Origin of the sequence: Paenibacillus sp. FSL H7-689 (genome assembly GCF_000517905.1) — a bacterium.
GTDB classification, from domain to species: domain Bacteria; phylum Bacillota; class Bacilli; order Paenibacillales; family Paenibacillaceae; genus Paenibacillus; species Paenibacillus amylolyticus.
Map to the genome: position 1 here is coordinate 13911 of NZ_ASPU01000015.1, position 25809 is coordinate 39719.

The following is a 25809-nucleotide window of genomic DNA, read 5'->3' on the forward strand; positions in this document are numbered from 1 at the left end:
ATGATTTTCAATGATTACAATGAGTTCGTTTGTCTCGCAGGTTTGGATCAGATCAGGCAATTACTGCTTCCTCATCTTCCAGTTTAACCGAAACGAGCTTGGATACACCGCCCTCTTCCATTGTAACACCGTACAGCACATCTGCCTCTTCCATCGTACCTTTACGATGGGTAACAACGATAAACTGTGTCTGTTCGGAGAATTCACGCAAGTACTGGGCAAAACGTACCACGTTAGCTTCGTCCAGCGCTGCCTCAACTTCATCCAGCACGCAGAATGGTACCGGTTTGACATGCAGAATAGCAAATAATAAAGCCATCGCCGTCAAAGCCCGTTCCCCACCGGATAACAGTTGCAGGTTTTGCAGTTTCTTGCCTGGTGGCTGAGCCACGATATCTATTCCCGTTTCAAGCAAGCGCTCCGGGTCCATCAGAACAAGGTCAGCACGTCCCCCGCCAAACAGCTTGCTAAACACGGTACCGAACTCACGGCGGATGGCATCAAACGTAATCTTGAATCGCTTCGCCATCTCGTCTTCCATTTCCCGAATAACCTGATACAACGTTGTTTTAGCTTCCACCAGGTCATTCTTCTGTTCACTCAGGAACTCGTATCGCTCATTGACTCGCTGGAACTCCTCAATCGCTCCCAGGTTCACATCACCCAGGGCGGATATACTGCGCTTCAGCTTCTGTACCTCTGCCTGTGTATGCTCCACGTCTTCCGGTACAGGATAACGCTCTTTGGCCAGTTCATAGCCCAGTTCGTATTCATCCGTCAGCTTTCGCAGTATATTTTCCAGCTCAACATCCAACCGGTTCACGGAAATTTCCGTCTGTCGCATCTGTTCTTCCACAGCTTTTAACTGCGTGCGCTGTTCCTTCGTTTCGCTCTCGGCAAGCTCAAGCTTTTTCGACAACTCACTTCGGGCAGCACGTTTGAAGTCCAGATCCTGAGAAGCTTCCGCTTTTTTCAGCTTATACTGGTTCAGATCTTCAATCTGTTTAACACTCTCGGTCTGTGTTTTCTTGAGATCTGCTTCCATCGAAGCCAGCAACGTGCGATTCTGACGAAGATCTTTCACCAGCGACTCTACTTCCCGCTCCAGACGTCGCAATTGTTCTCCATTGGAGAATCGCTCCTGATCAAGCTTGCCTTCACGCACTTTCAATTCGGTGAGTTGGCTCTGCAATTCTTCCTTCGCAGATTCATTGGCTTTCCGAGCAAACTCGGCTGCATGAATGGCACGATGAGTCGCTTTTTCTTCCTCTTCAAGCTGCTCCAGCTTCTTCACAGCGACGATCCGAGCCGTATCCAGCTCTTTGATCTCTTCGGTAAAGCCACTCTTCTCCTGCCCGGCAACGGCAACCTGTTCAAGCACATGGCGAAGCTCATGCTCTACCTGTTTCATTTCCATCGAAGCCTGCTGTTCTGCATTTCGGGTATCATCACCGGACTGACGAAGTTCATCCAGTTTGTCCTGACACTGTTCCAGTTGAACTTTTACATCATCCACACTGCGATGCAGTTTCACGATTTGATTTTCCGTATCCAAAATATCCTGGTCGAGCTGGTCCAGCTGCCGTTTCCGGCTGAGCAGACTCACATTTTTCTTGTGCTGGCTACCACCTGTCATGGAACCACCCGCATTGACCACGTCACCTTCAAGCGTCACAACCCGGAAACGATACTGACAGCGAGCCGCAATTTTATTGGCGACCTCCAACGTTTCGGCAATAATAACATTACCGAGCAAGCTGCCAATGATTGAAGCATATTTGGATTCGAATTGTACAAGATCAGCACCGATCCCCACAAAACCCTCCATACCTTCAATCATAGAACGTTCAGCCGCTCCAATGGCACGAGGACGAATGACATCCAGAGGCAGGAACGTTGCACGCCCCAACTGGCGTTGCTTCAGAAAAGCAATTGCCTGTCTGGAAACTGATTCATTTTCCATGACCACATGCTGCAAGGATGCTCCCATTGCTGTTTCTACCGCAAGTTCGATCTTCTCGGGAACTTTTACGAGTTCAGCCACAGCTCCATGAACACCGCTCAGCGTACCTTTACGTGAAGCCTTGAGAACCTCCTTGACACCCAGCATGAATCCGTCAAAATCATCCTGCATCTCTTTCATCGTATCGCGGCGGGAAACTTGAGCTTCACGCTTCTGTTCCCATTTACGGACCGTACCCCGACTTTCTTCGAGCAGCTTCTGCAGCGACTGAAGTCGTTCACTTTCCGTAATGTAACCACCACGTAGATCGCTGATTTCTTTGCCCAAGCGAACAACTTTTTTCTCAATGTCCGTTTTGCGACTCTCCAGTGTCTCTTTCTGCTCTTCCCATTTGCCTGATTCTTCAGCCGCGCGATTCATTCTGCGCTCCAGCGTTTCTTTCTGCTGATCCACATAACGAATTTCATTGCGTGTCTGAGCCATCTGATTCATCAGTTCCAGCAAATTGCCTTTGAGGCTTTCCTCTTGCTGCTGACTAATGCCACCTGTGACACCGATGAGTTTGGCTTCTTCCTGAGACAGCTGATTTCTCACATCATTCAGTTCATGCTCAAGCTTGCCAAACTTCTCACGCAGTGCAAGCAGCTCGGTTTCCCGTTCGCGATGTCTCTCTTCACTGGCGGCAAGCGTTACTTTGAGCTGTTCCTGATTTGTTTGCAGATGGTGCGAGCGCTCCTTGAGCAATTCTCCAAGTCCTTCACTTTTCTCTGTCGCTTCACTGAATTGCAATAAAGCGGCTTGCAGTTGCTCTGTCTCTGTTTCCAGGATACGCAGCGCATTCCGATCATTTTCCAGCTTGGCATCATGCGTAGAGACAATCGCCGCCAGTCCAACCTCTTCCTGTTTTAGCGATTGCAGGCGCTCATTTGCCTTACTCCAGGACGCATGAATCTGTTCGATCTGGTACACATACATGGAAATTTCCTGCGATTTGAGCTGAGAACGAAGTTCCTTATAGTGGATCGCTTTCTCCGATTGTTCCTTTAGCGGGCCAATCTGATCTTCCAGTTCAGTCACCAGATCATGAATACGCAGCAAATTTTGCTCTGTCTCATCCAGTTTGCGCGTCGCATCCCGCTTGCGGGATTTATATTTAACGATACCTGAAGCTTCTTCAAAGATACCTCTGCGATCCTCTGAACGGGTACTCAGAATCTCTTCGATTCGCCCCTGTCCAATAATCGAGTAGGCCTCCTTACCGATGCCGGTATCCATAAACAACTCCGTGATATCCTTCAAACGACAAGATTGTTTGTTAATAAAATATTCACTATCTCCGCTACGATGTACACGACGAGTCACCGTCACCTCACCAAAATCCAATGCAAGTGCGTGATCCTCGTTATCAAGTGTAAGCGACACCTCACCGAAATTAACGGCTTTCCGTGCGTCACTACCTGCAAAGATGATATCTTCCATTTTGCCACCACGCAGCGACTTAGCACTTTGTTCCCCCAGAACCCAGCGAATTCCGTCCGATATATTACTCTTTCCACTTCCGTTCGGACCTACAACAGCCGTAATGCCACGAACGAACTCCATCTCCGTTTTGTCGGCGAATGACTTGAATCCACCCAATTCAATCCGTTTTAAAAACATAGGGTTTCTCGTCACCTCCTCTTGCAAATTTCAAGTATTGCATTCCAGCGCCTAAATAAATTGAACCAAAATAAAGTTCACTTATTTAGTTAACGATCAGGAACCTTCTCCTGAACCTCTTTACAAAAAAAAGAGCAAAAAGCAGTCCGGCCGATTACTTCCGCCGGGGCGGACCCGCGGGCTGCTCTTTGCTCTTCGTTTGTCTATGCGCTATCGGTTAAGCTCCGGCTTCCGGAAGCTTCAGTCGATCAAGTGCTGCAGATGCAGCCTGTTGTTCCGCTTCCTTTTTGGAACGTCCTGTACCTCTGCCAAGCCTTTCTTGACCCATATGGACCTCCGAGACAAACTCACGTTCATGGGCAGGTCCCCGTTCCTCAACGATACGGTATTCCAAAGCTCCCATATTGTGATGCTGAGTAAGTTCCTGCAGTTCCGTTTTGTAATCACTCATTTGCAGCTTGCTGCCCAATACGATTAATGGGAAGACATGCTGATCAAGAAATGTCCGAACAGGCGCAAGCCCCTGATCCAGATACAATGCACCAATGAAAGATTCAAACACATCCGCCAGCAGAGCCGGCCGTGTCCGTCCTCCAGTTAGTTCCTCACCTTTACCAAGAAGTACATACTGCCCAAAACCCAACACTTCAGCAAATTTGACGAGGGAAGGCTCACAGACAATGGATGCCCGCAGCTTAGTTAATTCACCTTCCGGACGGTTAGGATACAAATGATACAAGTACTCCGATACAGTCAGTTCCAGCACGGCATCGCCCAGAAACTCCAGACGCTCGTTGTCCTGATGCTGACTGAAGCGGTGTTCGTTTACATAAGAAGCATGGGTAAACGCTTGTTTTAAAAGCTGCCTGTTGTCAAATTTGATTTGAAGTTTATGTTGTAACTGCTTCAGATCTTCACTCAAACGAACTAGCCCCTTATGCTTCAAATTTTTTGAGAATAATGGTGGCATTGTGACCGCCGAATCCAAATGAATTGGACATGGCAATATTAACTTTGGTTTGACGTGGAACATTTGGTACATAATCCAGATCACATTCCGGGTCCTGATTTTCCAGGTTAATCGTTGGAGCCAGTGTCTGATGTGTCAGTGACAATCCGCAGATAACCGCCTCTACACCACCAGCAGCGCCAAGCATGTGGCCCGTCATGGATTTAGTGGAACTCACGGCGAGCTTGTACGCATGATCACCAAACGCCTTTTTGATCGCAAGCGTTTCGGATCTGTCGCCTACAGGCGTCGAAGTTCCGTGTGCATTAATGTAGTCCACTTCTTCAGGCTCAATGCCCGCATTACGAAGTGCCATCTTCATGCAACGTGCTGCTCCGTCCGGATCTGGTTCTGTCATGTGATGTGCATCGCCTGTCAGACCGTAACCGATCACTTCACCATAAATGCGTGCACCACGTTTTTGAGCATGCTCCAGGGATTCCAGAATCATAACACCAGCGCCTTCGCCCATAACAAAACCATCACGTTCTGTATCAAAAGGACGGCTTGACTTCGCAGGATCATCATTACGTGTAGACATTGCGCGCATCGCACAGAACCCTGCAAGACCCGTTGGTCTGATTGTTGCTTCCGCACCACCACAGATCATGGCATCTGCATCACCATTGGCAATCAGCTTGAAGGAATCTCCGATGGAGTGTGTACCTGTTGCACAAGCGGTAACAACGTTAATGTTAGGACCTTTGGCACCAAGGGAAATAGACATTTGGCCTGAAGCCATGTTGGAGATCATCATGGGAATAAAGAATGGGCTTACCCGTTTTGGACCTTTTTGCAATAATGCATTATGTTGGTCCTCCCACGTACCCAATCCACCAATACCTGATCCGATGGATACACCGAAACGCTCTGCATCAATATTCTCGTTAATTTTCAGACCACTGTCTTCAACGGCTTTGAAGCCGGCTGCCACAGCGAACTGTACAAAACGGTCCATTTTGCGAGCATCCTTGCGATCCATATATTCTTCCGGGTTGAAATCCTTGATTTCGGCTGCAATCTGTGTCGTGTATTCACTAACATCAAACGCCTCAATCTGAGAAATTCCGGACTTTCCTGCCATTAAACTGCCCCAGAACGTTTCCAAATCTTTTCCGAGCGATGTCATTACGCCCATTCCGGTAATTACTACTCTTTGTTTCAAACCGAGTCACCTCTATATCGACTGCATTACGCAAGTATTTTGTGGGAATATCCGCAAACAGACATCTACTCAACAAAGATAGGCCTGTTTGAGTAGAGCTGCTTGCGGAATGAGAAAAACCAATGAATGATGAGAAGTCCCGCCTGTTCGAAAACATGTGCGGGACTAAAAATGACTTTAGGTATGAGATTGTATGTAGTTTACAACTTCACCTACGGTCGTGATTTTTTCTGCATCTTCATCAGAGATTTCCAAATCAAATTCATCTTCCAATTCCATGACCAATTCCACTACATCCAAAGAATCAGCACCCAAATCTTCTTTGAAAGATGCTTCAAGTGTAACTTCAGCTTCGTCTGCGCCCAAGCGGTCGACGACGATGCGTTTTACACGCTCCAATACATCGGACATCCGGTTCACCTCCTTCTTTGGTATTATACGAGAATCGCAGGCAAAATGCCATAGAAGACATATGCGGCTCCCGGCCGGGGAACCCGGCCTTTTTCCGGCATTTCGGATCGTCCAGCGCCTGTTCCCCGACTATTGTTCAAGTCCGGGAAGAATTACATGTACATGCCACCATCGACATGCAGCGTCTGCCCTGTCATATAAGATGAAGCCTGTGAAGCCAAGAACGTGACTACACCCGCGATTTCATCCGGCTGACCCAAACGGGACAACGGAATACCACTTAGCATACCGTCCACCAGCTCCTGGGACAACTCTTTTGTCATATCTGTCTCAATGAAACCTGGTGCAACACAGTTAACTGTGATTCCACGAGAAGCCAGTTCACGAGCAGATGCCTTTGTCAGGCCAATGACTCCTGCCTTGGCAGCAACATAGTTCGCTTGTCCAGCATTACCGAGCACACCTACAACCGAGGAGATATTGATAATTCTTCCCGACCGTTGTTTCATCATTGGACGTGTAACCGCCTTAAGGCAGTTAAACACACCTTTGAGATTGGTTTCAATAACCTGATCGAATTCTTCCTCTTTCATACGCATGATCAGATTATCACGGGTAATTCCAGCATTGTTCACCAGAATATCAACGTTGCCCCATGCTTCGAGTGTAGCTTTGACCATTTGTTCAGCTTCATCCATCAGGCCAACATTGGCTTGAAGTGTAATCGCCTTGACTCCTTTGGCACGAATCGCTTCCGCTACTTCCTCAGCTGCCGCTTGGCTACCCGCATAATTCACGGCTACGTTCGCTCCAGCTTCTGCAAGTGCCAGTGCAATACTGCGCCCAATGCCCCGGGATGCCCCGGTAACGAGTGCATTTTTACCTTCTAATGGTTTAGACATAATCATTCCTCCTTTCCCCAAATCTATATCAGTTCAACCAAAGAATGTTTACACTTGCCACTCCGATGACAGAATAAACTTCCGATCGCTGTTATCCCCAGATTTTTTTGATTCCCTTTTATAAAGGGAAAATCCGGTGATAAAGGCGAACGCTCCGCTTCTTCAGTTTTTTTCTGTCCTCTCCGTTCTCGTGTAAAAAGTTTAGTTTAACTCATATAATTCCTTCTAATTCACTTGCCGTTGCTTCGAGCGTTTCAAGACTGTTCACATTGTACAGTTTTACGGTTTTATCTGTTTTTTTAATCAAACCAGTCAATACACTGCCAGATCCAATCTCGATGAACGTATCCACACCTTGCTCAATAAGCCATGTCACACTGTCTTCCCATAATACAGGAGAATAGACCTGAGCTGTCAACAAATCCTGAACCTGTCCATCCTCTGCAGGTCTTGCAGTCACATTAGCGACTACAGGGACCGATGCCGGTGAGAACGTAACGGTTTTCAGTTTCTCTGCCAGCTTCTCAGCCGCACCCTTCATCAATGAAGAGTGGAACGGACCGCTTACTTCCAATGCAATGGCGCGTTTACCGCCTGCTTCTTTCACTCGTTCCGCAACAGCAGCTACGCCTTCCTTCACACCAGAAATGACGATTTGTCCCGGACAATTAATGTTGGCAAGTTCAACCGCATGACCACTTTCAGATACGTCACGGCAAAGCACCCCCAGCGCTTCCCGATCCGCACCCAACACAGCAGCCATCGCTCCTTGTCCACCCGGTACTGCCTGTTCCATATACTGACCACGTGCCCGCACAGTGCTCACTGCGTCAGCAAACGAAAGAACGCCCGCTGCCACCAGTGCACTATATTCTCCCAGACTGTGTCCAGCCGTATAGTCAGGCTGAATTCCTTTTTCTTTGAAAGCTTCTAGCAAGGCAATACTTGCTGTCAACAGAGCCGGTTGTGTATTTGATGTCTGTTTCAACTCGGTCTCCGGTCCTTCAAATACAAGGTTGCTCAGCGAGAAACCCAATGTTTCATCTGCTGTGCGAAAAATTTCGGTTGCCGCAGGCACGGACTCATACGCGTCCTTGGCCATGCCTACAGCCTGTGATCCCTGTCCGGGAAATACAAATGCTATTTTACCCATCTCATTCATCTCCCAGATGTCTATTTTACCAAACGAGTACCGATGCACCCCATGTCAAACCGCCACCGAATCCAACCATAAGAACGGTATCTCCGGCTTTCATGCGACCTTCCTCTGCTGCTTCTACCAGAGCCAGCGGGATGGAAGCAGCAGATGTGTTTGCATACTTATCCACGTTAACTACAACCTTTTCTTCAGGAAGTTCAAGTCGTTGCATCGCAGATTGGATAATCCGAATATTCGCTTGGTGAGGAACAAACAGATCCACATCCGTACGCTCCATACCAGCCTTGCGTAATACCTCAATGGTAGCCGTCCCCATGACACGTACCGCAAACTTAAACACTTCACGACCGTTCATGTTGATGTAATGTTTTTTATTTTCAACGGTCTCTGCAGTAGCAGGCAGACGGGAACCGCCGCCTTCCATCTGAAGAAGACTACCGCCAGCACCTTCGGCACCGAGATCGAACGCTTTGAATCCGCGACCTTCCGGAACTTCACCAACGACTACCGCCCCTGCTCCATCACCAAAGAGGACACAAGTGTTACGGTCTGTATAATCCGTAATACGAGACAAGCAGTCCGCACCAATTACAAGTGCATTGTTGTACATACCGCTTTGGATGAAGCTCGTAGCACTAGCCAAACCGTATACAAATCCGGAACAAGCAGCCGACAGATCAAATGCCGCGGCACCTTTTGCACCCAATTTGTCCTGCAAGATGCAGGCTGTCGATGGGAACGAAGAATCCGGTGTAATGGTTGCAACAATGATCAGATCAAGATCACTGCCTGTCATCCCTGCAGATTCAAGGGCTTTAATCGCCGCTTCGTATGCCAGATCAGAAGTTGCCTGATCGGGTGCAGCGATGTGACGCTCTTTGATTCCTGTACGACTGACGATCCACTCGTCATTGGTATCGACCATTTTCTCCAGATCGCTATTTGTCAAAATTTTCTCAGGCACATATTTCCCTGTACCAATAATCCCTACTGGGCGCAAATTATTCATATCGTCACTCACTTCCCGCTAATTTCCTTAGATATGCTCTCTACCAGCTGATTCTGCACTGCAATCCGAGCTTGGCGCACAGCATTTTTGATGGCATTGCCATCAGCAGATCCATGACTTTTCACAACTAGTCTGCTCAAACCGAGGAGTGGCGCTCCGCCATGCTCCGTATAATCCAGCTTTCGTTTCAACCCACGCAGCTCAGGCATTAGTACAGCTGCAGCCAGTTTACTTTTGAGAGAAGATGAAAATTGTTCCTTAAGCAAGGCGAAAATGGCACCTGCTGTGCCTTCCAGCGACTTCAGCAGGATATTCCCTGCAAAACCGTCACATACAAGCACATCACAAGCACCAGTCAGCACATCACGTGCCTCAACATTACCGACAAAACGAATTGGGAGTTGTTCCAGTAAAGGGTATGCATGTTTGGTTAACTCATTTCCCTTGCCTGGCTCTGTTCCTACATTGAGCAAGCCCACTCGTGGGGACTCAATGCCCTGTACTTTTTGCCGATACAAACTGCCCATCAGACCATATTGTGCAAGGTGCTCCGGTTTGGCATCCATATTCGCTCCTAGATCCAGCGCAAGTACACCTACATCATCAATCGTTGGAATCATAGGCGCAAGCGCCGGACGTTCAATGCCTTCCATGCGACCTACAACAAGCAAACCCGCTGTCATGAGCGCTCCAGTATTGCCCGCCGAGATCATCGCGTCCGCTTCGCCCTCTTTCAGCATGCGGCCTGCCACCACCATGGAGGCATCCTTTTTGCGACGCACTGCTTTGACGGGTTCATCATCCGAACCAATAACTTCGGAAGCATGCCGGACCGTAAGGTTGGCAGGTCTAACACCTGACTGACTCAAAAGAGGTTCCAGCTTGGCTTCATCGCCGATCAGGACGATCTGTGTATCCGCCCATTCCGTGGCTGCGGCAATCGCACCTTCTACCGTTGATGCAGGTGCATTGTCGCCTCCCATGGCATCAATGACGATTTTCATTCCAAATGACCTCCTTCTCCGCTGTCTTCTCCACCTGAATGGTAGATTACAAAGTTGCCTTGAAACACCATTTCTTCACCTACATAAGTGAATACTTCCACTTTGGCTTTGCCCTTTTGACCCGGGATCGATCTCACATAAGCCTTTGCAATACATTTCTCTCCCAAATGAACCGAACGGACAAAGCGAATGTCTGCTGATGCAGTCAACGCGATCTCGTCATTAATAATCGCTACAGCCAAGGAGTTGGCCTGTGCAAAGACATAGTGTCCACGTGCAATCCCTGTTCTGGAAAACACGTGTTCTTCCTTAATCTCAAACAGGGAAATCCCGCTCTTATCCAGTTGCAGATCCACAATATCACCGATAATTTCATGCAAGGGCAACGAGCGTACCTGATCATACGAGAGCTCTGCCATCAGTTTCATCCGCTCCCGAAGTTCGGGTATTCCAAGTTCCAGCCTGTCAAGACGAATCGTCTGAATACTCACCTTCAATTGGCGTGTAAGTTCCTGATCCGTCACAAACGGGTTCTCTTCTATCATTCTGGTTAACTGCTGTTGCCTCTGTCTCTTCGGTACACGTTCGATGCCTGACACCCCCCGCTGTATCGTTTACGGAACCGTCCCGTCCGGCCAGTTCAACCATTCTTTCGTGTTGCTTCTATAGTTGCATCCCTGGTCACCAGGGTCGTTCTCAAACGGATTATGGTTCATCTATATGTAACGTCAAATCTTAGAACCTGGTACTAAACTATAGTATATCTCATCCCGTGTCAAAAAGAAAGACTGGCCTAACAAAAACAATTCACCCTTCTGGTGCAAGGATTTCATGCTTGTTAGCTCACTCTACCTACACTCTCTAATCCAAAAAAAGTAGCACCTCATCGAAATGAAGTGCTACTTAATGTCCAACTATTATTGAGAGATGATCTCTCTTGCTTTGTACGTTCCGCACACTTTGCACACGTGGTGACTAAGTTTAAGTTCGCCACATTGTTCACATTTCACCATGCCCGGTACAGCCAATTTAAAGTGAGTGCGACGTTTGTCGCGACGCGTCTTGGACGTTCTCCGTTGAGGTACTGCCATTATTCCCACCTCCTTATCAAAATCAACCTTTGCAGGTAGTCTTAAAATGTTCGATTTTCAATCATGCTCATTTAAAAAAATCCTTGAGCCCTGCAAGCCGCGGATCAATAACCTCGTTATCACAACCGCAGTCACCTTCGTTCAGCTCATGGCCACACTTGGGGCATAACCCTTTGCATGTATCGCTACATAGCGGTATAAACGGAAGATCCAGCAGAAAAGCTTCCTCGGCATAACCCTTCAGATCAACGCTATCTCCATCCACATAGAGCGTATCATCGTCTTCGTGTAATCCCTCTGGCTGTTTTCCCTGCTTGAATTGCTCATGAAAATCAATATGAAAATGTTCATTGATCGGCTTAAGACAACGGGAGCACAACATGTCCACTCCTACAGTCAGCTTGCCATGAACATCCACAACGTCACCTTCTCTGAATTCTGCAGATAAGTCCGCAGTCAGCGGGGTAACGGCTGTGATATCTTGTCGGTTAGAAACCAGTTCCTTGATCTCCCACTGTTCGTTAAACTTCAGGGGACCATCACTGGTAGCCACTTTGCGAAATGGCATTAACATTTCCATCACTCCAAACGAAACCAATTTCATAATTCGTATCAAACGTATCACGACAGTTATACAGGTCAAGCCTGCTTTTGTAAAGCAATAAATCCTGACTGTATGTATTCTGACGAATCTTCGTTAAAAGTATTATGAAATTGACTTAACAAACAAAAATCATTATACCGATTTTTCAAGACGTTTGTCAACACTTTTAACTTTACACCCTATTTTAAAACCAATGGCCCAGAACCGTTTACTCCATCTGGTCTATTATAGACTCACTTTAAGATAAACTACAAGTCGTCATTTTAATTGTAGTTCCTTGCAAATAGCGGTCACATTTCGTTAACGTTTGGTGTGATCTATGTCACACAGACCCGCTTGCTCCCTATCTATACTTGCTATAAACCGAAGCATGATCAGCTCCATGACCGATTTATTATCCAACTATTTCATATTATATCGGGAGGGAAAATGTATGTTAAGCGAGCACACCATTAGAGTCATTAAATCTACAGTACCTGTACTTGAAGTCCACGGCGAAGCGATCACACGCCATTTCTATGAAACGATGTTCACAGCTCATCCGGAACTACTGAATATTTTCAATCACGCAAATCAGAAACAGGGACGACAGCAAGCCGCCCTCGCCAATATGGTATACACCGCTGCCCTGCATATCGATAATCTGTCCTCCATCCTGCCTGCCGTCCGGCAAGTTGCACATAAACATCGCAGCCTGGGTATCGTTCCCGAGCAATATGTGATTGTTGGCACCTATCTGCTTCAAGCCATCAAAGATGTACTTGGAGACGCGGCAACGGATGAAATTATCACGGCGTGGGGCGAAGCCTATAATGTCATTGCAGACGCCTTTATCGGGATTGAACAGGATATGTATACGGAAGCGGAAAACCAAACGGGTGGCTGGGAAGGGTTCCGTACCTTCAAGGTTGCCAAGAAAGTGCAGGAAAGTGAAATCATCACGTCCTTTTACCTCGTTCCAGACGATGGCCAGCCCATTGCTAGTTATGAACCGGGACAATACATCAGTATCAAAATCAAACCAGAGGCACAGTCATTTACCCAGATTCGTCAGTATAGCCTTTCAGATACCCCGGGTAAACCCCACTATCGCATTTCCGTTAAGCGTGAGCGAGGTGTATTAGAGCGTCCTGACGGAGTTATCTCTACGTATCTCCACGATCACATTAAAGAAGGCAGTCTGGTGGAACTATCCGCTCCTGCTGGCGACTTCACGCTGAATGCAGACGATAAACGACCTGTTGTTCTCCTGAGTGGTGGTGTCGGTCTAACGCCCATGATCAGTATGTTAAATACGCTGGTTAACTTGAATGAAAATCGCATCATTACATTTTTGCATGCAAGTCCCAATGGTCAATCGCACGCGTTCCGTGATCATGTGAACAGTCTGGCCAAACGTAATCAGGGCGTTAAAGCTTATTATTGTTATACTCAACCTGAGGATGCTGATCGTGAAAATGAGTATTTTCATAAGGAAGGTTATATAGATGCGATCTGGCTTCGTCAAGTGATCGATGAACTGGATTCCACGTATTATCTGTGTGGACCGGTTTCGTTCATGCGGGCAGTGTATACGGAACTTCAGGCGCTTGGTGTTGCCGCGGACAACATTCATTATGAATTTTTTGGGCCAAAAGCAAGTCTATCTCCCGCGCCGGAAAGTGTCTAAAGCGTGCTGATTTATTAAGTTGAAGAAGCCGTTCTCCGATTATCGAAAATCTGTAATATACAATAGATTTGCAGGCACAGTCTGACATCTGCTGATGTTGGATTTGTGCCTTTTTCTTGTCTGAATTGGTGCATGATTTGATCTAATACATGACATCCCCTATGATGGAATGGATGTTATACATACTCGGTTATCCAATCGAAAGGAGTACGTCTAATCATGAAAGCCGTAGGCGTTATTGTTGAATATAACCCCTTGCACAATGGGCATGTCTATCATTTGCAGGAAGCTCGGCGGCTAAGCGGAGCAGACGCCGTTGTCGCAGTTATGAGCGGCCCTTTTCTCCAGCGTGGCGAACCCGCCATCGTGGGTAAAAGGGCACGCACCGAGATGGCGCTGCACGCAGGCGCGGATCTCGTGCTTGAACTGCCGGTTGTGTACGCGGTCCAACCGGCCGAGTGGTTTGCCTTCGGTGCGGTCTCGCTGCTGCACCGCACCGGCATTGTGGACTCGCTCTGCTTTGGCAGCGAGTCCGGCGACCTGGACAGCCTGCAGCGCATTGCGCGCGTGCTGGCTGTGGAGCCCGCAGGGATGCGCGAGGACATCGCGCGCCGCCTGCGGGAAGGCGCCAGCTACCCCGCCGCGTACGCAGGCGCGGCGGCAGCGCTGGCGCCCGGCGGCGTCGATGCTCACGACGCCGCTGCACTGCTGGAGCAGCCCAACAATTCGCTTGGGCTGCACTACCTGATCGCGCTGCAACGACTTGGCAGCGCGATCCAGCCCTTTACGGCGGCGCGTACCGGTGCCGCGTATCATGAGGCGACGCCCGGGCCGGGGGCGATCGCCAGTGCAACAGCCGTCCGCCGCCTTCTGATGGCGGACGGACCTGACGCCGCCGCGCCATACGTGCCGGCGGCAACCCTTGCCATTCTGCATCGCGAATGGCAGGAAGGGCGCGCTCCCATACACTGGGAGCGCTTTGCACAGCCGCTGTTGCACCTCGCGGCCACCCGACGTGCCTCCGAGCTGGAACGCATCGCCGAAGTCACGGAAGGCCTGGAACACCGGCTGAGCCGTGCACTCGCTCAGCTCCCGGAGCCTTCAGTCGAAGCACTCCTGAATGCAATGAAGACCAAACGATACACACGCACCAAACTCCAGCGTATGCTCGCCCACTTGCTCCTGAATCACACCAAAGCCGAGTGTTCACCAGAGCAATTGGCTGCCGGACCCGGATATCTCCGAGTCCTCGGATTTAATACTCAAGGGCAGAGCCTGCTTAAACAAATGAAGAAGACTGCGTCGCTTCCTGTTGTGCTGAAACCGTCGACGTTCACACACAATCAACTTGAACTGGATATACAAGCTCAGGTTGCGTATGGGCTCGCTTGCGAGCATAAGGACACACGCAAGATGTTCAGTGACTACTATGAGTCGCCTGTGAGACTGTAATCCGCTTTTGACCATAAGGCTTCATCTCCTAAGAAGCTCTTTGTTCCATCATTAAACAAATCATTGATATCCACTATTCGTTAATCAAATATACAATTAAAAATCCCCTTGCTGCGCGCCGCTCAGGCACCTCGCAACAAGGGGATTTCCTTATTCACTTCTCTTATTCTCTTAATTCTTGTTCTCTTATAACTTTTGGGTATCTCTACCCCTTTAGGTCTAGTGAGTCTGTTGATCTTCTCAAATCTCTTGGTCACGTTTCATTCCACTGTAATCAATTATTCGGATTTCATCCGTTCTTTATCCATCCGGTTCAACTCAAATCGATCTCTTCCCGCCCGATTATAACCTATGATTTCACGGACAAGGTTTTCAAATAAGCCAGCGCATCATCCACCGTGCTCACAGGCACAAGTTTCATTTTGGTGCCGATCTGTTCAGCCTTGGCTGCTGCTTCCTTATAGTTATCTTTAGGTACAAAGAAGATCTCCGCTTCTTTTCGATCAGCGGCTACAATCTTGTGCACTACACCACCAATGGCACCCACCACACCCTCCTTGGTAATGGTACCTGTACCCGCAATTCGATGCCCCTTGGTCAGATCTCCAGGTGTTAACTGGTTATAGATCTCCAACGTAAACATCAAGCCGGCAGACGGACCACCAACCTGAGTATCTGTAAAGGATATCTGTTTGTTTGGATCTTCAGCTTTCACCTTCTGAACCGCACCAATCATAACGCCGAGTCCCGGGCGGGTTTCACCTGTTTTATTGTCTTTTACCTGAATCAGTTTCACGTCCCGGCTAATGGTTTCTCCACCACGTTCCAGTTGCATTTCAACCGTATCTCCGACCTTTTTATCTTTTAACTGGGCAGAAAGCACCGTATTATCCGGCGTAGCTGTTCCGTTCACTCCCAGAATGATATCTCCCGGAGCAATATCTCCTTCCGGTTTTGGATCTTCGGACAGTCCAAATACAAAGATGTGTTCAGGTACAATAGAGTAAGTCACACCAGCCTGCTCATATGCAGCCTCCATTGCGGAGGATTGTGAGTCACTCATGAACCACACCTGTTCGGCAGAGTATTCCGCTTCGCTTTTGCCGCGCAGTCGGTCTTCCTTTTTATCCACTTGAGCATTTTTATTGAACAGAGAGGTTCCTAGCAAAAACACATTGGCATATGTTGCCGACACGGTCGTCATCATGAACACACCGCGTTCTTCCTGGTCTCCACCCTTAACGGTTACCATTGGTTTTACTTCATCTGCACTGCCAGGCATATATATGATATACGGCGTTGGCATGTACACGGCAACATAAACGACCAGAGCCACCACGATCACAAAGATCGAAGCTCTGAATCCGCCAGATTTCCGAATCCGATTCATCGCATGAGCCTCCGTTCTTTGTATCTCTATATAAGCTGAACTCTACACTAATCAGCGATCGTAATTCCATCTTGTTTAATCATTTTTTTCAAGTCTAACACTCTGGTCCTTGTGCATACAATGGTACAGGCCGGATAGGCCGCTGTATACAATAGCCTGTCCGGTCAAGGCCGAACCGCCCTTCGGGCGTCATTCGGCCGTCCATAACGATTCAGATGCCAAATAGGCGTTATCTGATATGAGGTGAAACGATGACATTACAGAGCGAGGTTAGAGATTCTGGCCCGTTACGAACGATAATTCTAAGTACCGGCGCTTTAATGTTGGTCATTGCGGTAGTTGCTTCCCCCAAAGAAGCGTTTGACGCCTCTATTCAAGGTCTGGATATATGGTGGAAAATCATCTTCCCTGCCATGCTCCCGTTCCTCATGTTATCCCAAATGCTCACTGCGTTTGGCTTCACCCACGCGATCGGCGCCTTGCTTGGACCGTTAATGCAACGCTGGTTCAGACTCCCAGGCAACGCAGGTCTGGCAATTGCCGTTGGCATGTGCGGCGGATTCCCCGCAGGAGCAGATGCGGTATCCCGTTTATTTCAGGATAGACAAATTACCGCCAAGCAGGCGGTTGTCCTTGCGGCGGCATCTCATTTTGCCAATCCAATGATGATCATTTTGGTCGTTGGTGCTGCTTTTCTCCACCAGCCAGCGGCCGGATATTTTCTACTCGTGGTCCACTGGATCAGCGGCTGGATTGCTGCCATTCTTGCCACACGTCTCCTGCCAGCACCGGGTAACCAGAAAGACAGGGTTGGCTCGACAGCCGTGCAAGCAGATAAGAACTCTCTTGATTTTCAGCCTGCAAGTCCTGCAAGTTCCACAAGTCGCTCATCTGCCCCCCACCACGCTACGAACAAACGACGCAGTATATGGTCTGATATGATGATTGCAGCGAGGGAAGCACATCGTCGTGATGGAAGAGGATTTGGCAAACTGTTAGGTGACACCGTATCCCAAGCTGTACAGACCTTAATGATGACTGGGGGGTACATGATCGGTTTTGCCGTATTTATCCGGCTGGTCTCCCTTTATCTGACTCCCGGGTCCTCTGCTGCGCTGTGGCCAGCCTTCTTCGAGCTTCACCTAGGCACCTATCATTTGAGCCAGACTTCATTAACACCCATGCTGCTCATGTCTCTACTTGCAGCCGTTCTGGGATGGGGTGGTTTATGCTCCCATCTGCAAGTCTCTGCTGTCTTGAAAACAACTGGTCCGGGCAGCAAATCGATGTTGTACTTTGCTGGAGTTCGTCTGACTCATGGATTAATCGCCTTTTTCATCAGTCTGTTCCTATGGATGCCGTTCAGCCGTTATAGCACAGAAGTCTCGACCACATTACAGACGAATGCAAAGCAAGACCTCTCAACACCATTTGGTTGGCTACTCATACATAGTCCAGGTAACACATACACGATCAACACCATTTGGAGCGTCTTCCCCGCTGCATGCATGGGACTTGCGTTACTTCTTGCAGTCATGGTTAGTCTATCAGGTCTTACCTTCTGGTTTAACCGCCGGTTTTCTCGCTGATTTTCTGACGGAGCGCAGCTTCCACTTCAGGTGAGACAAGATCTGTAACATCTCCATGATAATGAGCGATTTCTTTGACGATGCTGGAACTTAAATAGGAATACTTCGGATTTGTCATCATAAATATGGTTTCCGCATCCGGGTTCAACTTGCTATTGGTCGACGCCAATTGCAACTCGTATTCAAAATCAGTTACCGAGCGTATACCACGAACGATGACCTGAGCTTCCTTTTGCCGGACGTAATTGGCTGTCAGATCGCGGAAACTATCCACCTCCACATTGGGTAGATGGCGGGTTACTTCCGTAATCAATTCCTTGCGTTCCTCCACCGTAAACAGCGGATTTTTGCTCATATTGTTCAACACAGCCACAATGACGCGATCAAATTGCTTCGACGCTCTGGCGATAATATCCAGATGCCCCATCGTTACGGGATCAAAACTTCCAGGATATACGGCAATTCGTTCCTGTCGGTGTATCATTTCAGTCATGAGGAGCCTCCTCTTCCGGTGTAATGGATTCTCCATCTTCAACTGCTTCTGGCGCATAATAATAGATGGATACTGCCGTCTCCCCATACAAAGCCTTGCGCGTTTGTTCAAACGGGCCGAATTGCTCAGGGTAATCATGTTTGGATTCATATTCAAGCACGATGGTTGCTTCGGGTTCCAAAAGTTCCAGTTCGTGCATGGTCAGCATTAACTCGTGCCCGTTCTTCATGCGATATGGCGGGTCGAGAAACACCAGATCAAACGTTGTGCCTCGCTTGGCGAGTGCCTTCAATGCTCGACCTGCATCATTACGATATACAGCCGCCTGGTCTTCCAGCTTGGTCGCCTTCAGATTCATGCGGATGACTTCAATACTTTTTGATTCCAAATCAACAAAAACAGCCTTGTCCATGCCGCGGCTCAGCGCCTCAATACCGAGACCTCCACTGCCTGCAAACAGATCCAATGCTGTGCCGCCCTCAAAATAAGGACCAACCATGCTAAATAACGCTTCCTTCACCTTGTCGGTGGTTGGCCGCGTACCCGTGCCAGGAACAGCCTTCAGCGGCCTGCCTTTTGCACTCCCAGATACCACTCTCACTTGACGAGTCACCTTTTCTCTATGTAAGTTTATTGATACGACTATCGTACCACACTCGGGTTCAGTTTGAAAAATGTGCAGTCTTCATTTCCCTTGGAAAATTGTTGACGAATTGTTGACGCATATGTATAAAAAGGAAACAATCGGGCGATTCTATAATTATCGACATCACAAGTGTCGTAGACAACCGCGGAGAAGACTTACGTTTCCCCATAAGCTCTTCGTCCGGTTTCTCCTCTCCCATGAAAAAGAAGCTCTCGAAAGAGGGCTTCTTTTTGTTGTTTATGTTTTAATTTATTTTGCTAGTTATATTTTTCTTCAAATTCACTTATTTCTGCTTCTTCTTCAGTCTGCAACCATCCGATCTCCCTCAGCCACATGGCCATATCTGCAATAAACTCATTCACTTTTAAATGTTCAATCTTGTATTTCTGGATCTTTTCACTTAAAAAAGCATAAAACTCATGGCTTAAGACATACCGTTGTTTGCTTTTGCTTAATGTCTTATAACGATCCTCGCTGACCACCAGATCAAAATAGATGACATTCTCCTTCTTCACATGTCTGACCGTCGACTTCCTCTCATATTCTTCAGGAAGACACCTGAAAACAAAGAAGAGTTCAATATCAACTATTTTATATTTGCTTTCTGCTTGATCAAAAACAGACTGCAACTCATCCGAAAGATTGGCAACTTGCGTTAAACCTGAAGTATCCGTTGATTTTCCGAAGATCATTATTGAAATCCTCCCGTTCATTTTCACCATTCATAATCATACAACTAGAAAAGGTTGACTAGTGATGTAATCTCCGTCAACCTTTCCTATGTTCATCCTTCTTGTGCCTTACCCCAACGTAGCAAGACCTTACGAGTTCAGCTCTCGATGTTTTCGATTAGACCTTCGCAAATTGATCAATGGAATGATAAGTAAAACAACCGGCAAGAGAAGATTTATCGAACCCGTCTTAATCATCATGAAGGTAATAAACAACACGGCGAGCCAAGTCATAATCTCCGTCATTTCATATTTGGTTAACGTCAGCTTGAATGCTTTTTTCGAAATGAAACGAATCAAGAAATAAGCGATCAAGCTATAGAACAGGATCATTCCCAAGATAGCAACTAGGATTATGAGGTACATATCCACCATAAAAATCTCACCCGACCCTTATATCATTTCCTTAATTTTGCTTACTTCTCTTCAACAACAATCGTTGCATTATAGATCACAACACGTTTCCCATTGAGATCAAATAATACTTTATTGCCGTATTCCGTATCTTCCACGTCAATCTTGCCATCATAGGTCTGAATCAATTCACCATTATTGCTGTACACTTTAACAACCCTCTCCAGGCCACCAGAGTTATTGGACCTCATTGTTTTGAGTGCACGTTCACCTGAAGCGGTATTGAAATACCATATGAAACATCCAACTATGATGCCCAAGAAGACCAACACCGTCACCCATATACCTGTCTTTGCTTTTTTACTCATCTTGAACCCCCCTCTTATGTTTCCTGTCTCGTACATTACGAGGTTGGAGAGAGAACGGTTTCATACCAAGCCTCCCAAGCTGTTCGTTGACATAACAAAACAGAGGCCTCCGATAGCGAAGACCTCTGTTCTTTATAGAATACATTCTTTATTCTGTATGATCCTGTTACTTACAGTGCACGAATGACAAATTCAAATGTCAGTTCGCCGTCCGAAGGGATCAGGTATTCCGGATGAACTGGAGCACCCCAGCTATCATCACCACCAACACCCATTTGTTTACCCGCTACAGTCACGACCGTATAGTGTACAGGAGGCAATTCGTACGCATGTTGTGCATTCTCCAGCTCAAATGCCGTATATGGTGAAACATTCAGCTCAACCGGAGTTCCGGATGCTTCAATTTTGAAGCCACGTCCCGCGTTGTCTGTCAATTTGGCCCAACGTACGCCCGTACGGTTGCCTGATTCCTGTGGTACCAGATATGGAGCCATAGTATCAGCTACCTTGCTGCCATGGATACCCAGACGTGCGCCAAATGCGCGGTCTGCATAATTTTCTTCGGGTCCCATCGCAAGCCATTCCACGTTTTCGAAGTCAGGTGATGTTCTGAAGGACAATGCATGAATTGGCAAGTTTGGCAATCCAGATGTACCTTTGTACGCATTATGCACACGTACACTTCCATCTGCATGAACGGTATATACCACTTTAACTTGTACATCATCCGAAATGTTGAGCTTGTACGTGAACTCGATCCGGTATTGATCCGGTTTCTGTTCCGCTTTCCACTCTACAGAACGTGGCATCAGGCTCGCTGCATACCAGGCACCCAGTTCAAAGCCCATCGCCATACCTTTGTCATTATCCGTCATTGCACGCCAGAAGAGCGGTGCAGGTGGTACAGCAATCGTCTCACGACCGGACAATTTCAGGGAAACCAGTGTCCCAAACTGTTTGGAGAACAGCGCATGTGTCTTGCCAGCACGAACACCGATGTTAACATCACCTTCGATAACTTGTACATCACTTACAAGATTCAAGTCGACTTCAACTGCATCATTTACCTGATCCTGTGTGAAAATGAACTGTCCAAATGCTACTTCCTCGCCTTTGTCAGCCCATAGTGTAGCTTCTTTTAACACAAATGCAGTGTTCACAGCGTACTCGCCGCCCGCCAGAGCTTCTGCACCCAGCGGAAGTTTCACTATCGTCTCGCTTTGTGCATCCACGTTCACTTCCAATGTTCCACGCAGCACTTCATGTCCCTCGCGCTCCAGGCTGTATACCAGTTCCAGCGCAGATGTATCTGCGAACAGATTACCGTTCACAATTTTAACACCTTCACGATCCGGGAACAGCTTGATGTTCTGGTAAAGGAATTTAACCTCCTGCATTTTCGCAGTTACTTTACGGTCAGCATGGACGATACCGTTGCCACAGAACGAATAGTCTGATGGACGATCACCAAAATCTCCGCCATAAGCGAGGAATTCTTTGCCGTAACGATCTTTTTTATAAATGGATTGGTCGATGTAATCCCAGATGAATCCACCTTGATACATCGGATATTTGTCTTCCAACTCTGTATATTTGTGCATACCGCCAATAGAGTTACCCATGGCATGCATGTACTCACAGCTGATATAAGGTTTCGTCGGGTTTGCATTCAGGAATTCCTCAATGTCTGCCGGTTTGGCATACATGCGAGTCTCCATATCACTTGTTTCATCGAAACGGCGATCATGGAATACACCTTCGTAATGTACCAGACGTGTTGGATCAGCTGATTTGAAGTATTGGGATACTTTGTAGATGACTTCACCACCGTGTGATTCATTACCACAAGACCAGATCAGAATGGACGGATGGTTTTTGTCACGCTCCACCATGGATACAGCGCGGTCCATAACGATATCATGCCATTCCGGTTTGTCACCTGGAATAACCCATGAAGGCTCAACAGCACCAAGTTTCTGCCAAGATCCGTGTGTCTCCAGGTTCATCTCATCAATAACATACAATCCATATTCATCACACAGCTCATACCACAGACTTTGGTTTGGATAGTGTGACGTACGTACAGCATTCATATTATTCTGTTTGATGGTACGAACATCCCACAGCATGTCTTCCTTCGTAACTGCACGTCCACGACGCGGGTTGAACTCATGACGATTCACACCTTTGAATACGATACGTTTACCGTTGATGTGCATCACTTTATCAATCATTTCAAATGTACGGAAACCAACGGCTTGAGGAACAACCTCAACAAGTGTACCCGCAGCATCATATACACGAATATAAAGGCGGTACAAGTATGGAATCTCTGCGCTCCACAGATTTACTGTACCGATATCTTCACGAAGACTTACTTGTCCATCGTTAACCTTGGATTCAAACGTCTTAACGGTATTGCCTTCACGATCACGAAGTTCAGCCTCTACTCGCGCTCCAGCAACCGCTTTTCCTTCCAGTTTCAAATCTAGTTGCAACGTACCGTTGGTATAGGACTTGTCCAGATCTGTGCGAACATGAACATCACGTACGTGTGCAGCAGGGACCGTATACAGATACACATCTCTGAAAATGCCGGAGAAACGCCAGAAATCCTGGTCTTCCAGCCAGCTGCCTGTGCTGCGTTGATACACCTCAACCGCGAGTTTGTTCTCTCCATCCTGAAGGAATGGCGTCAGGTCAAAATCAGATGGCGTGAAGCTGTCCTCCCCGTATCCTACGAATTGTCCATTAAGCCATACATAGAATGCAGACTCTACACCTTGGAAAGAAATATATACCGGATTCGACTCCCAACCTGTCGGCAGGTGGAATGTGCGAATGTAACTTCCAACTGGATTTTTATCCTTTGGTAATGCCGGCGGACGAATTTCGTTCAGGCCATCCCAAGGATATTGTGTATTTACATATTGAATCTGTCCGTATCCTTGTAGTTGGATATGCCCCGGAACTTCAATATCATCCCAGCCTTCACTGGAAAAATCGGATGTATAGAAAAACTCAGAACGGCTGTCCGGACGAATTGCATAGTTGAATTTCCACGTACCATTCAGATCATAACGCATGGACATCGCGCCTGAACTTACAGCCTCGTCCATTGTTTGGTAGTAACGGTGATCGGAATAGGCATGAAGACGGTTTACCTCAAATACACTTACGTCCCCCAACCAGTTAATATCTGCCTTTGTTGCTTTCATCGGCTCTCTCTCCCTTTAAAACGTTATAGTTTGACTTATTCAAGGTTTACGCTGGATTTCCTTTTGCTTTACATAAACAAAAAAGACAGAGGTACGCCATAACAGCGCCCTCTCTTCTTTCCTGCATCCGTCATTTGCACGGATTATGCTGTTTTCATTACTTCACGGAACCTACCATACCTGCAACAAAATGTTTCTGCATGATGAAGAAAACGATTGCTGTAGGCAGTGTTGCAATCACGATTGCTGTCATGATTACTCCGTAATCCGGAGAATAACCAGCACCCAGATTTGAGATCAACAGTGGAATCGTTTGTTGGTCAGGTGTTTGCAATACAATGAGTGGCCACAGATAGTTGTTCCAGCTACTCATGAATGTAATGATTGCTGCCGCTGCATATGTTGTTTTCATGGTTGGCATATAGATCTTCAAGAAGATGCCGAGTTCACTCAAACCATCAATACGTCCAGCTTCCAGCAAGTCTTTCGGGAACATTTTGGTGTTCTGACGGAAGAAAAAGATCAGGAACGCTGTTGCGATGGTTGGCAAGATCACTGCTGCCATCGTGTTAATACCGATAACCGGTGCAACTCCAGAGATTGTTGCGAACATACGATACAGTGGTACCATGATCGCTGCAAACGGGATCATCATCGATAACAACAGGATATTAAACACAATGTCACGAGACTTCGTGCGATATACCTCGAAACCATAACCTGCCATGGAACCAATAAACAGTGCCAAGAGAGTGGAGACTACAGAGATAATCGCCGAGTTTCCGAGAGCCTGTACCAGATTTGTCGAATCAATCAGTTTGTTGAAGTTATCAATGAAAGCTGAACCCGGCAGCAGTCTACCCTTGGTGACATCGACTGATGCATTTGTTGAACTGACCAGCATCCAGAAGAAAGGGAAAATGGATACAAAGGCGACGATGGATAGGAACACATACGTGAAAATCCGTTTTGCTTTAGCTTTAGCCATTTTTATTATCACCTGCCACTTTAAACTGGATGATGGACAATACAATAATCAAGATTACGATGGAATACGACACTGTTGCTGCATAACCGAAGTCCGGTGAATATTTGAACGAAAGGTTGTAGATGTATTGTGAAATCGACATGGTCGCATTACCTGGACCACCTTTGGTAATATTCATGATCTCATCGAAGATTTGCAATGTACCAATCGTTGATGTGATGGACGTGAAAAGGATAATCGGTTTAAGCAAAGGTACAGTGATTTTGAAGAATTGTGTAAAAGCATTCGCTCCGTCAATTCTTGCAGCTTCATAGATCGATTGATCGATGTTTTGCAGGGATGACAGATAGAAAATCATGTTATATCCGGTCCAACGCCAAGTAACGGCGATTATGATCGTAATTTTAGCCCAGAACGGGTCTGTGATCCATTGAATTGGATCGCCGATAATGTGCAAGCCCATCAGGAATTGATTCACCATTCCATCTGGTGCGAACAGATATTTGAATACAACAGAGTACGCTACCAATGAAGTTACACAAGGCAAGAAAATCGCTGTACGGAAGAAGCTCCGGAAACGTAGTGTGCTGTCATTCAGCAATACGGAAATAAACAAACCAAGGATAATCATTACAGGCACTTGAATAATCAAGTAGATAAATGTATTCGATAATGCTGTACGGAACGTTGTATCAACTAACAATCTTTTGTAGTTAGAAAGGCCCGAAAATTCAAGATTGGCTCCTACACCAGACTTGAACGATAAGAGCAGCGCTTGAATCATCGGGTAGAAGTAAAATGCAACAATCCCGACAACAGCCAGCAAAACAAAAGCCCATCCAGTCAAATTATTTTTCTTTTGGAGACTGTCTCCTGTATTCATGGCTTTCACAGTATGGCTCCTCTCTCTCCATGGAACATGGGTAGAACCCACG

At 47.2% G+C, this 25809-nt stretch carries 22 protein-coding genes; 3 read left to right on the forward strand and 19 right to left on the reverse strand.

All coding sequences use genetic code 11. The annotated features are described in order from the left end of the window. Nucleotides 1-52: 52 nt before the first annotated feature. The 11 genes from smc to C170_RS11140 form a co-directional block, all read right to left on the reverse strand. On the reverse strand, nt 53-3622 hold the full coding sequence (gene smc / locus C170_RS11090) for a chromosome segregation protein SMC (RefSeq protein WP_036609457.1): 3570 nt from the start codon (nt 3620-3622) through the stop codon (nt 53-55). A gap of 217 nt (nt 3623-3839) precedes the next feature. After that, nucleotides 3840-4544, reverse strand: coding sequence for a ribonuclease III (gene rnc, locus C170_RS11095; protein ID WP_036609458.1), 705 nt, complete (start codon nt 4542-4544; stop codon nt 3840-3842). Nucleotides 4545-4557: 13 nt separating this feature from the next. Next, nucleotides 4558-5796, reverse strand: coding sequence for a beta-ketoacyl-ACP synthase II (fabF, locus tag C170_RS11100; RefSeq protein ID WP_036609459.1), 1239 nt, complete (start codon nt 5794-5796; stop codon nt 4558-4560). Between the two features lie 177 nt (nt 5797-5973). Beyond that, nucleotides 5974-6207: an acyl carrier protein gene (acpP, locus tag C170_RS11105; RefSeq protein WP_024630176.1), complete on the reverse strand. Its 234-nt coding sequence runs from the start codon at nt 6205-6207 to the stop codon at nt 5974-5976. Between the two features lie 152 nt (nt 6208-6359). Continuing rightward, nucleotides 6360-7109, reverse strand: coding sequence for a 3-oxoacyl-[acyl-carrier-protein] reductase (fabG, locus tag C170_RS11110; protein WP_017689228.1), 750 nt, complete (start codon nt 7107-7109; stop codon nt 6360-6362). 211 nt (nt 7110-7320) lie between these two features. Next, the gene (fabD, locus tag C170_RS11115; RefSeq protein WP_036609461.1) at nt 7321-8262 is read right to left on the reverse strand and encodes an ACP S-malonyltransferase; all 942 of its coding nucleotides are present in this window, start codon (nt 8260-8262) and stop codon (nt 7321-7323) included. 25 nt (nt 8263-8287) lie between these two features. After that, nucleotides 8288-9277 carry a beta-ketoacyl-ACP synthase III gene (locus C170_RS11120; protein WP_036610885.1) on the reverse strand — a complete coding sequence of 330 codons (990 nt, stop codon included), beginning with the start codon at nt 9275-9277 and terminating at the stop codon, nt 8288-8290. A gap of 8 nt (nt 9278-9285) precedes the next feature. Next, nucleotides 9286-10281 carry a phosphate acyltransferase PlsX gene (gene plsX / locus C170_RS11125; protein ID WP_017689231.1) on the reverse strand — a complete coding sequence of 332 codons (996 nt, stop codon included), beginning with the start codon at nt 10279-10281 and terminating at the stop codon, nt 9286-9288. Continuing rightward, complete coding sequence (gene fapR / locus C170_RS11130; protein ID WP_047842457.1) at nt 10278-10826, reverse strand: transcription factor FapR; 549 nt, start codon at nt 10824-10826, stop codon at nt 10278-10280. Before fapR ends, plsX begins: the two co-directional genes overlap by 4 nt. A 372-nt stretch (nt 10827-11198) precedes the next feature. After that, the gene (gene rpmF / locus C170_RS11135) at nt 11199-11372 is read right to left on the reverse strand and encodes a 50S ribosomal protein L32 (protein WP_017689233.1); all 174 of its coding nucleotides are present in this window, start codon (nt 11370-11372) and stop codon (nt 11199-11201) included. A gap of 67 nt (nt 11373-11439) precedes the next feature. Next, nucleotides 11440-11946: a YceD family protein gene (locus C170_RS11140; protein ID WP_036609465.1), complete on the reverse strand. Its 507-nt coding sequence runs from the start codon at nt 11944-11946 to the stop codon at nt 11440-11442. A 463-nt stretch (nt 11947-12409) separates the two neighbouring features. Here C170_RS11140 and hmpA point away from each other — a divergent pair, with 463 nt between their 5' ends. Then, entirely contained in the window at nt 12410-13645 is a 1236-nt protein-coding gene (hmpA, locus tag C170_RS11145; protein WP_036609467.1) for an NO-inducible flavohemoprotein, read from the forward strand. A 219-nt stretch (nt 13646-13864) separates the two neighbouring features. Then, nucleotides 13865-15097 (forward strand): nucleotidyltransferase, encoded by a 1233-nt coding sequence (locus tag C170_RS11150; RefSeq protein WP_036609468.1) that lies wholly within the window; start codon nt 13865-13867, stop codon nt 15095-15097. A 349-nt stretch (nt 15098-15446) separates the two neighbouring features. On the opposite strand, the gene C170_RS11155 is transcribed toward C170_RS11150, so the two are convergent. Further along, complete coding sequence (locus C170_RS11155; RefSeq protein ID WP_036609470.1) at nt 15447-16487, reverse strand: SepM family pheromone-processing serine protease; 1041 nt, start codon at nt 16485-16487, stop codon at nt 15447-15449. Nucleotides 16488-16738: 251 nt separating this feature from the next. Here C170_RS11155 and C170_RS11160 point away from each other — a divergent pair, with 251 nt between their 5' ends. Further along, nucleotides 16739-18076 carry a nucleoside recognition domain-containing protein gene (locus tag C170_RS11160; protein WP_036609472.1) on the forward strand — a complete coding sequence of 446 codons (1338 nt, stop codon included), beginning with the start codon at nt 16739-16741 and terminating at the stop codon, nt 18074-18076. Here the strand turns inward: C170_RS11160 and coaD are convergent. From coaD to C170_RS11200, 7 genes are all read right to left on the reverse strand, one after another. Then, entirely contained in the window at nt 18054-18560 is a 507-nt protein-coding gene (coaD, locus tag C170_RS11165; RefSeq protein ID WP_085981453.1) for a pantetheine-phosphate adenylyltransferase, read from the reverse strand. The genes C170_RS11160 and coaD overlap by 23 nt on opposite strands. A 1-nt stretch (nt 18561) precedes the next feature. Next, nucleotides 18562-19170, reverse strand: a complete 609-nt coding sequence (rsmD, locus tag C170_RS11170) for a 16S rRNA (guanine(966)-N(2))-methyltransferase RsmD (protein WP_036609474.1) — start codon at nt 19168-19170, stop codon at nt 18562-18564. A gap of 302 nt (nt 19171-19472) precedes the next feature. Next, the gene (locus C170_RS11175) at nt 19473-19907 is read right to left on the reverse strand and encodes a hypothetical protein (protein ID WP_036609477.1); all 435 of its coding nucleotides are present in this window, start codon (nt 19905-19907) and stop codon (nt 19473-19475) included. 455 nt (nt 19908-20362) lie between these two features. Continuing rightward, entirely contained in the window at nt 20363-20668 is a 306-nt protein-coding gene (locus tag C170_RS11185) for a hypothetical protein (RefSeq protein WP_017689244.1), read from the reverse strand. 170 nt (nt 20669-20838) lie between these two features. Next, a complete protein-coding gene (locus C170_RS11190) occupies nt 20839-23886 on the reverse strand; it encodes a glycoside hydrolase family 2 TIM barrel-domain containing protein (RefSeq protein ID WP_036609481.1) in 3048 nt (1015 codons plus the stop codon). Between the two features lie 157 nt (nt 23887-24043). After that, entirely contained in the window at nt 24044-24874 is an 831-nt protein-coding gene (locus C170_RS11195) for a carbohydrate ABC transporter permease (RefSeq protein ID WP_036609483.1), read from the reverse strand. Continuing rightward, nucleotides 24867-25757, reverse strand: coding sequence for a carbohydrate ABC transporter permease (locus C170_RS11200; RefSeq protein ID WP_036610887.1), 891 nt, complete (start codon nt 25755-25757; stop codon nt 24867-24869). The genes C170_RS11195 and C170_RS11200 overlap by 8 nt, the downstream gene beginning before the upstream one ends. Between the last annotated feature and the right edge of the window lie 52 nt (nt 25758-25809).

What these genes read in the sequence shown, in the direction of transcription:
- smc (WP_036609457.1), bottom strand. Translation starts at nt 3,622, where the DNA reads ATGTTTTTAAAACGGATTGAATTGGGTGGATTCAAGTCATTCGCCGAC.
- acpP (WP_024630176.1), bottom strand. Translation starts at nt 6,207, where the DNA reads ATGTCCGATGTATTGGAGCGTGTAAAACGCATCGTCGTCGACCGCTTG.
- fabG (WP_017689228.1), bottom strand. Translation starts at nt 7,109, where the DNA reads ATGTCTAAACCATTAGAAGGTAAAAATGCACTCGTTACCGGGGCATCC.
- fabD (WP_036609461.1), bottom strand. Translation starts at nt 8,262, where the DNA reads ATGGGTAAAATAGCATTTGTATTTCCCGGACAGGGATCACAGGCTGTA.
- C170_RS11120 (WP_036610885.1), bottom strand. Translation starts at nt 9,277, where the DNA reads ATGAATAATTTGCGCCCAGTAGGGATTATTGGTACAGGGAAATATGTG.
- plsX (WP_017689231.1), bottom strand. Translation starts at nt 10,281, where the DNA reads ATGAAAATCGTCATTGATGCCATGGGAGGCGACAATGCACCTGCATCA.
- fapR (WP_047842457.1), bottom strand. Translation starts at nt 10,826, where the DNA reads ATGATAGAAGAGAACCCGTTTGTGACGGATCAGGAACTTACACGCCAA.
- rpmF (WP_017689233.1), bottom strand. Translation starts at nt 11,372, where the DNA reads ATGGCAGTACCTCAACGGAGAACGTCCAAGACGCGTCGCGACAAACGT.
- C170_RS11140 (WP_036609465.1), bottom strand. Translation starts at nt 11,946, where the DNA reads ATGTTAATGCCATTTCGCAAAGTGGCTACCAGTGATGGTCCCCTGAAG.
- hmpA (WP_036609467.1), top strand. Translation starts at nt 12,410, where the DNA reads ATGTTAAGCGAGCACACCATTAGAGTCATTAAATCTACAGTACCTGTA.
- C170_RS11150 (WP_036609468.1), top strand. Translation starts at nt 13,865, where the DNA reads ATGAAAGCCGTAGGCGTTATTGTTGAATATAACCCCTTGCACAATGGG.
- C170_RS11155 (WP_036609470.1), bottom strand. Translation starts at nt 16,487, where the DNA reads ATGAATCGGATTCGGAAATCTGGCGGATTCAGAGCTTCGATCTTTGTG.
- C170_RS11160 (WP_036609472.1), top strand. Translation starts at nt 16,739, where the DNA reads ATGACATTACAGAGCGAGGTTAGAGATTCTGGCCCGTTACGAACGATA.
- coaD (WP_085981453.1), bottom strand. Translation starts at nt 18,560, where the DNA reads ATGATACACCGACAGGAACGAATTGCCGTATATCCTGGAAGTTTTGAT.
- C170_RS11175 (WP_036609477.1), bottom strand. Translation starts at nt 19,907, where the DNA reads ATGATCTTCGGAAAATCAACGGATACTTCAGGTTTAACGCAAGTTGCC.
- C170_RS11185 (WP_017689244.1), bottom strand. Translation starts at nt 20,668, where the DNA reads ATGAGTAAAAAAGCAAAGACAGGTATATGGGTGACGGTGTTGGTCTTC.
- C170_RS11190 (WP_036609481.1), bottom strand. Translation starts at nt 23,886, where the DNA reads ATGAAAGCAACAAAGGCAGATATTAACTGGTTGGGGGACGTAAGTGTA.
- C170_RS11195 (WP_036609483.1), bottom strand. Translation starts at nt 24,874, where the DNA reads ATGGCTAAAGCTAAAGCAAAACGGATTTTCACGTATGTGTTCCTATCC.
- C170_RS11200 (WP_036610887.1), bottom strand. Translation starts at nt 25,757, where the DNA reads ATGAATACAGGAGACAGTCTCCAAAAGAAAAATAATTTGACTGGATGG.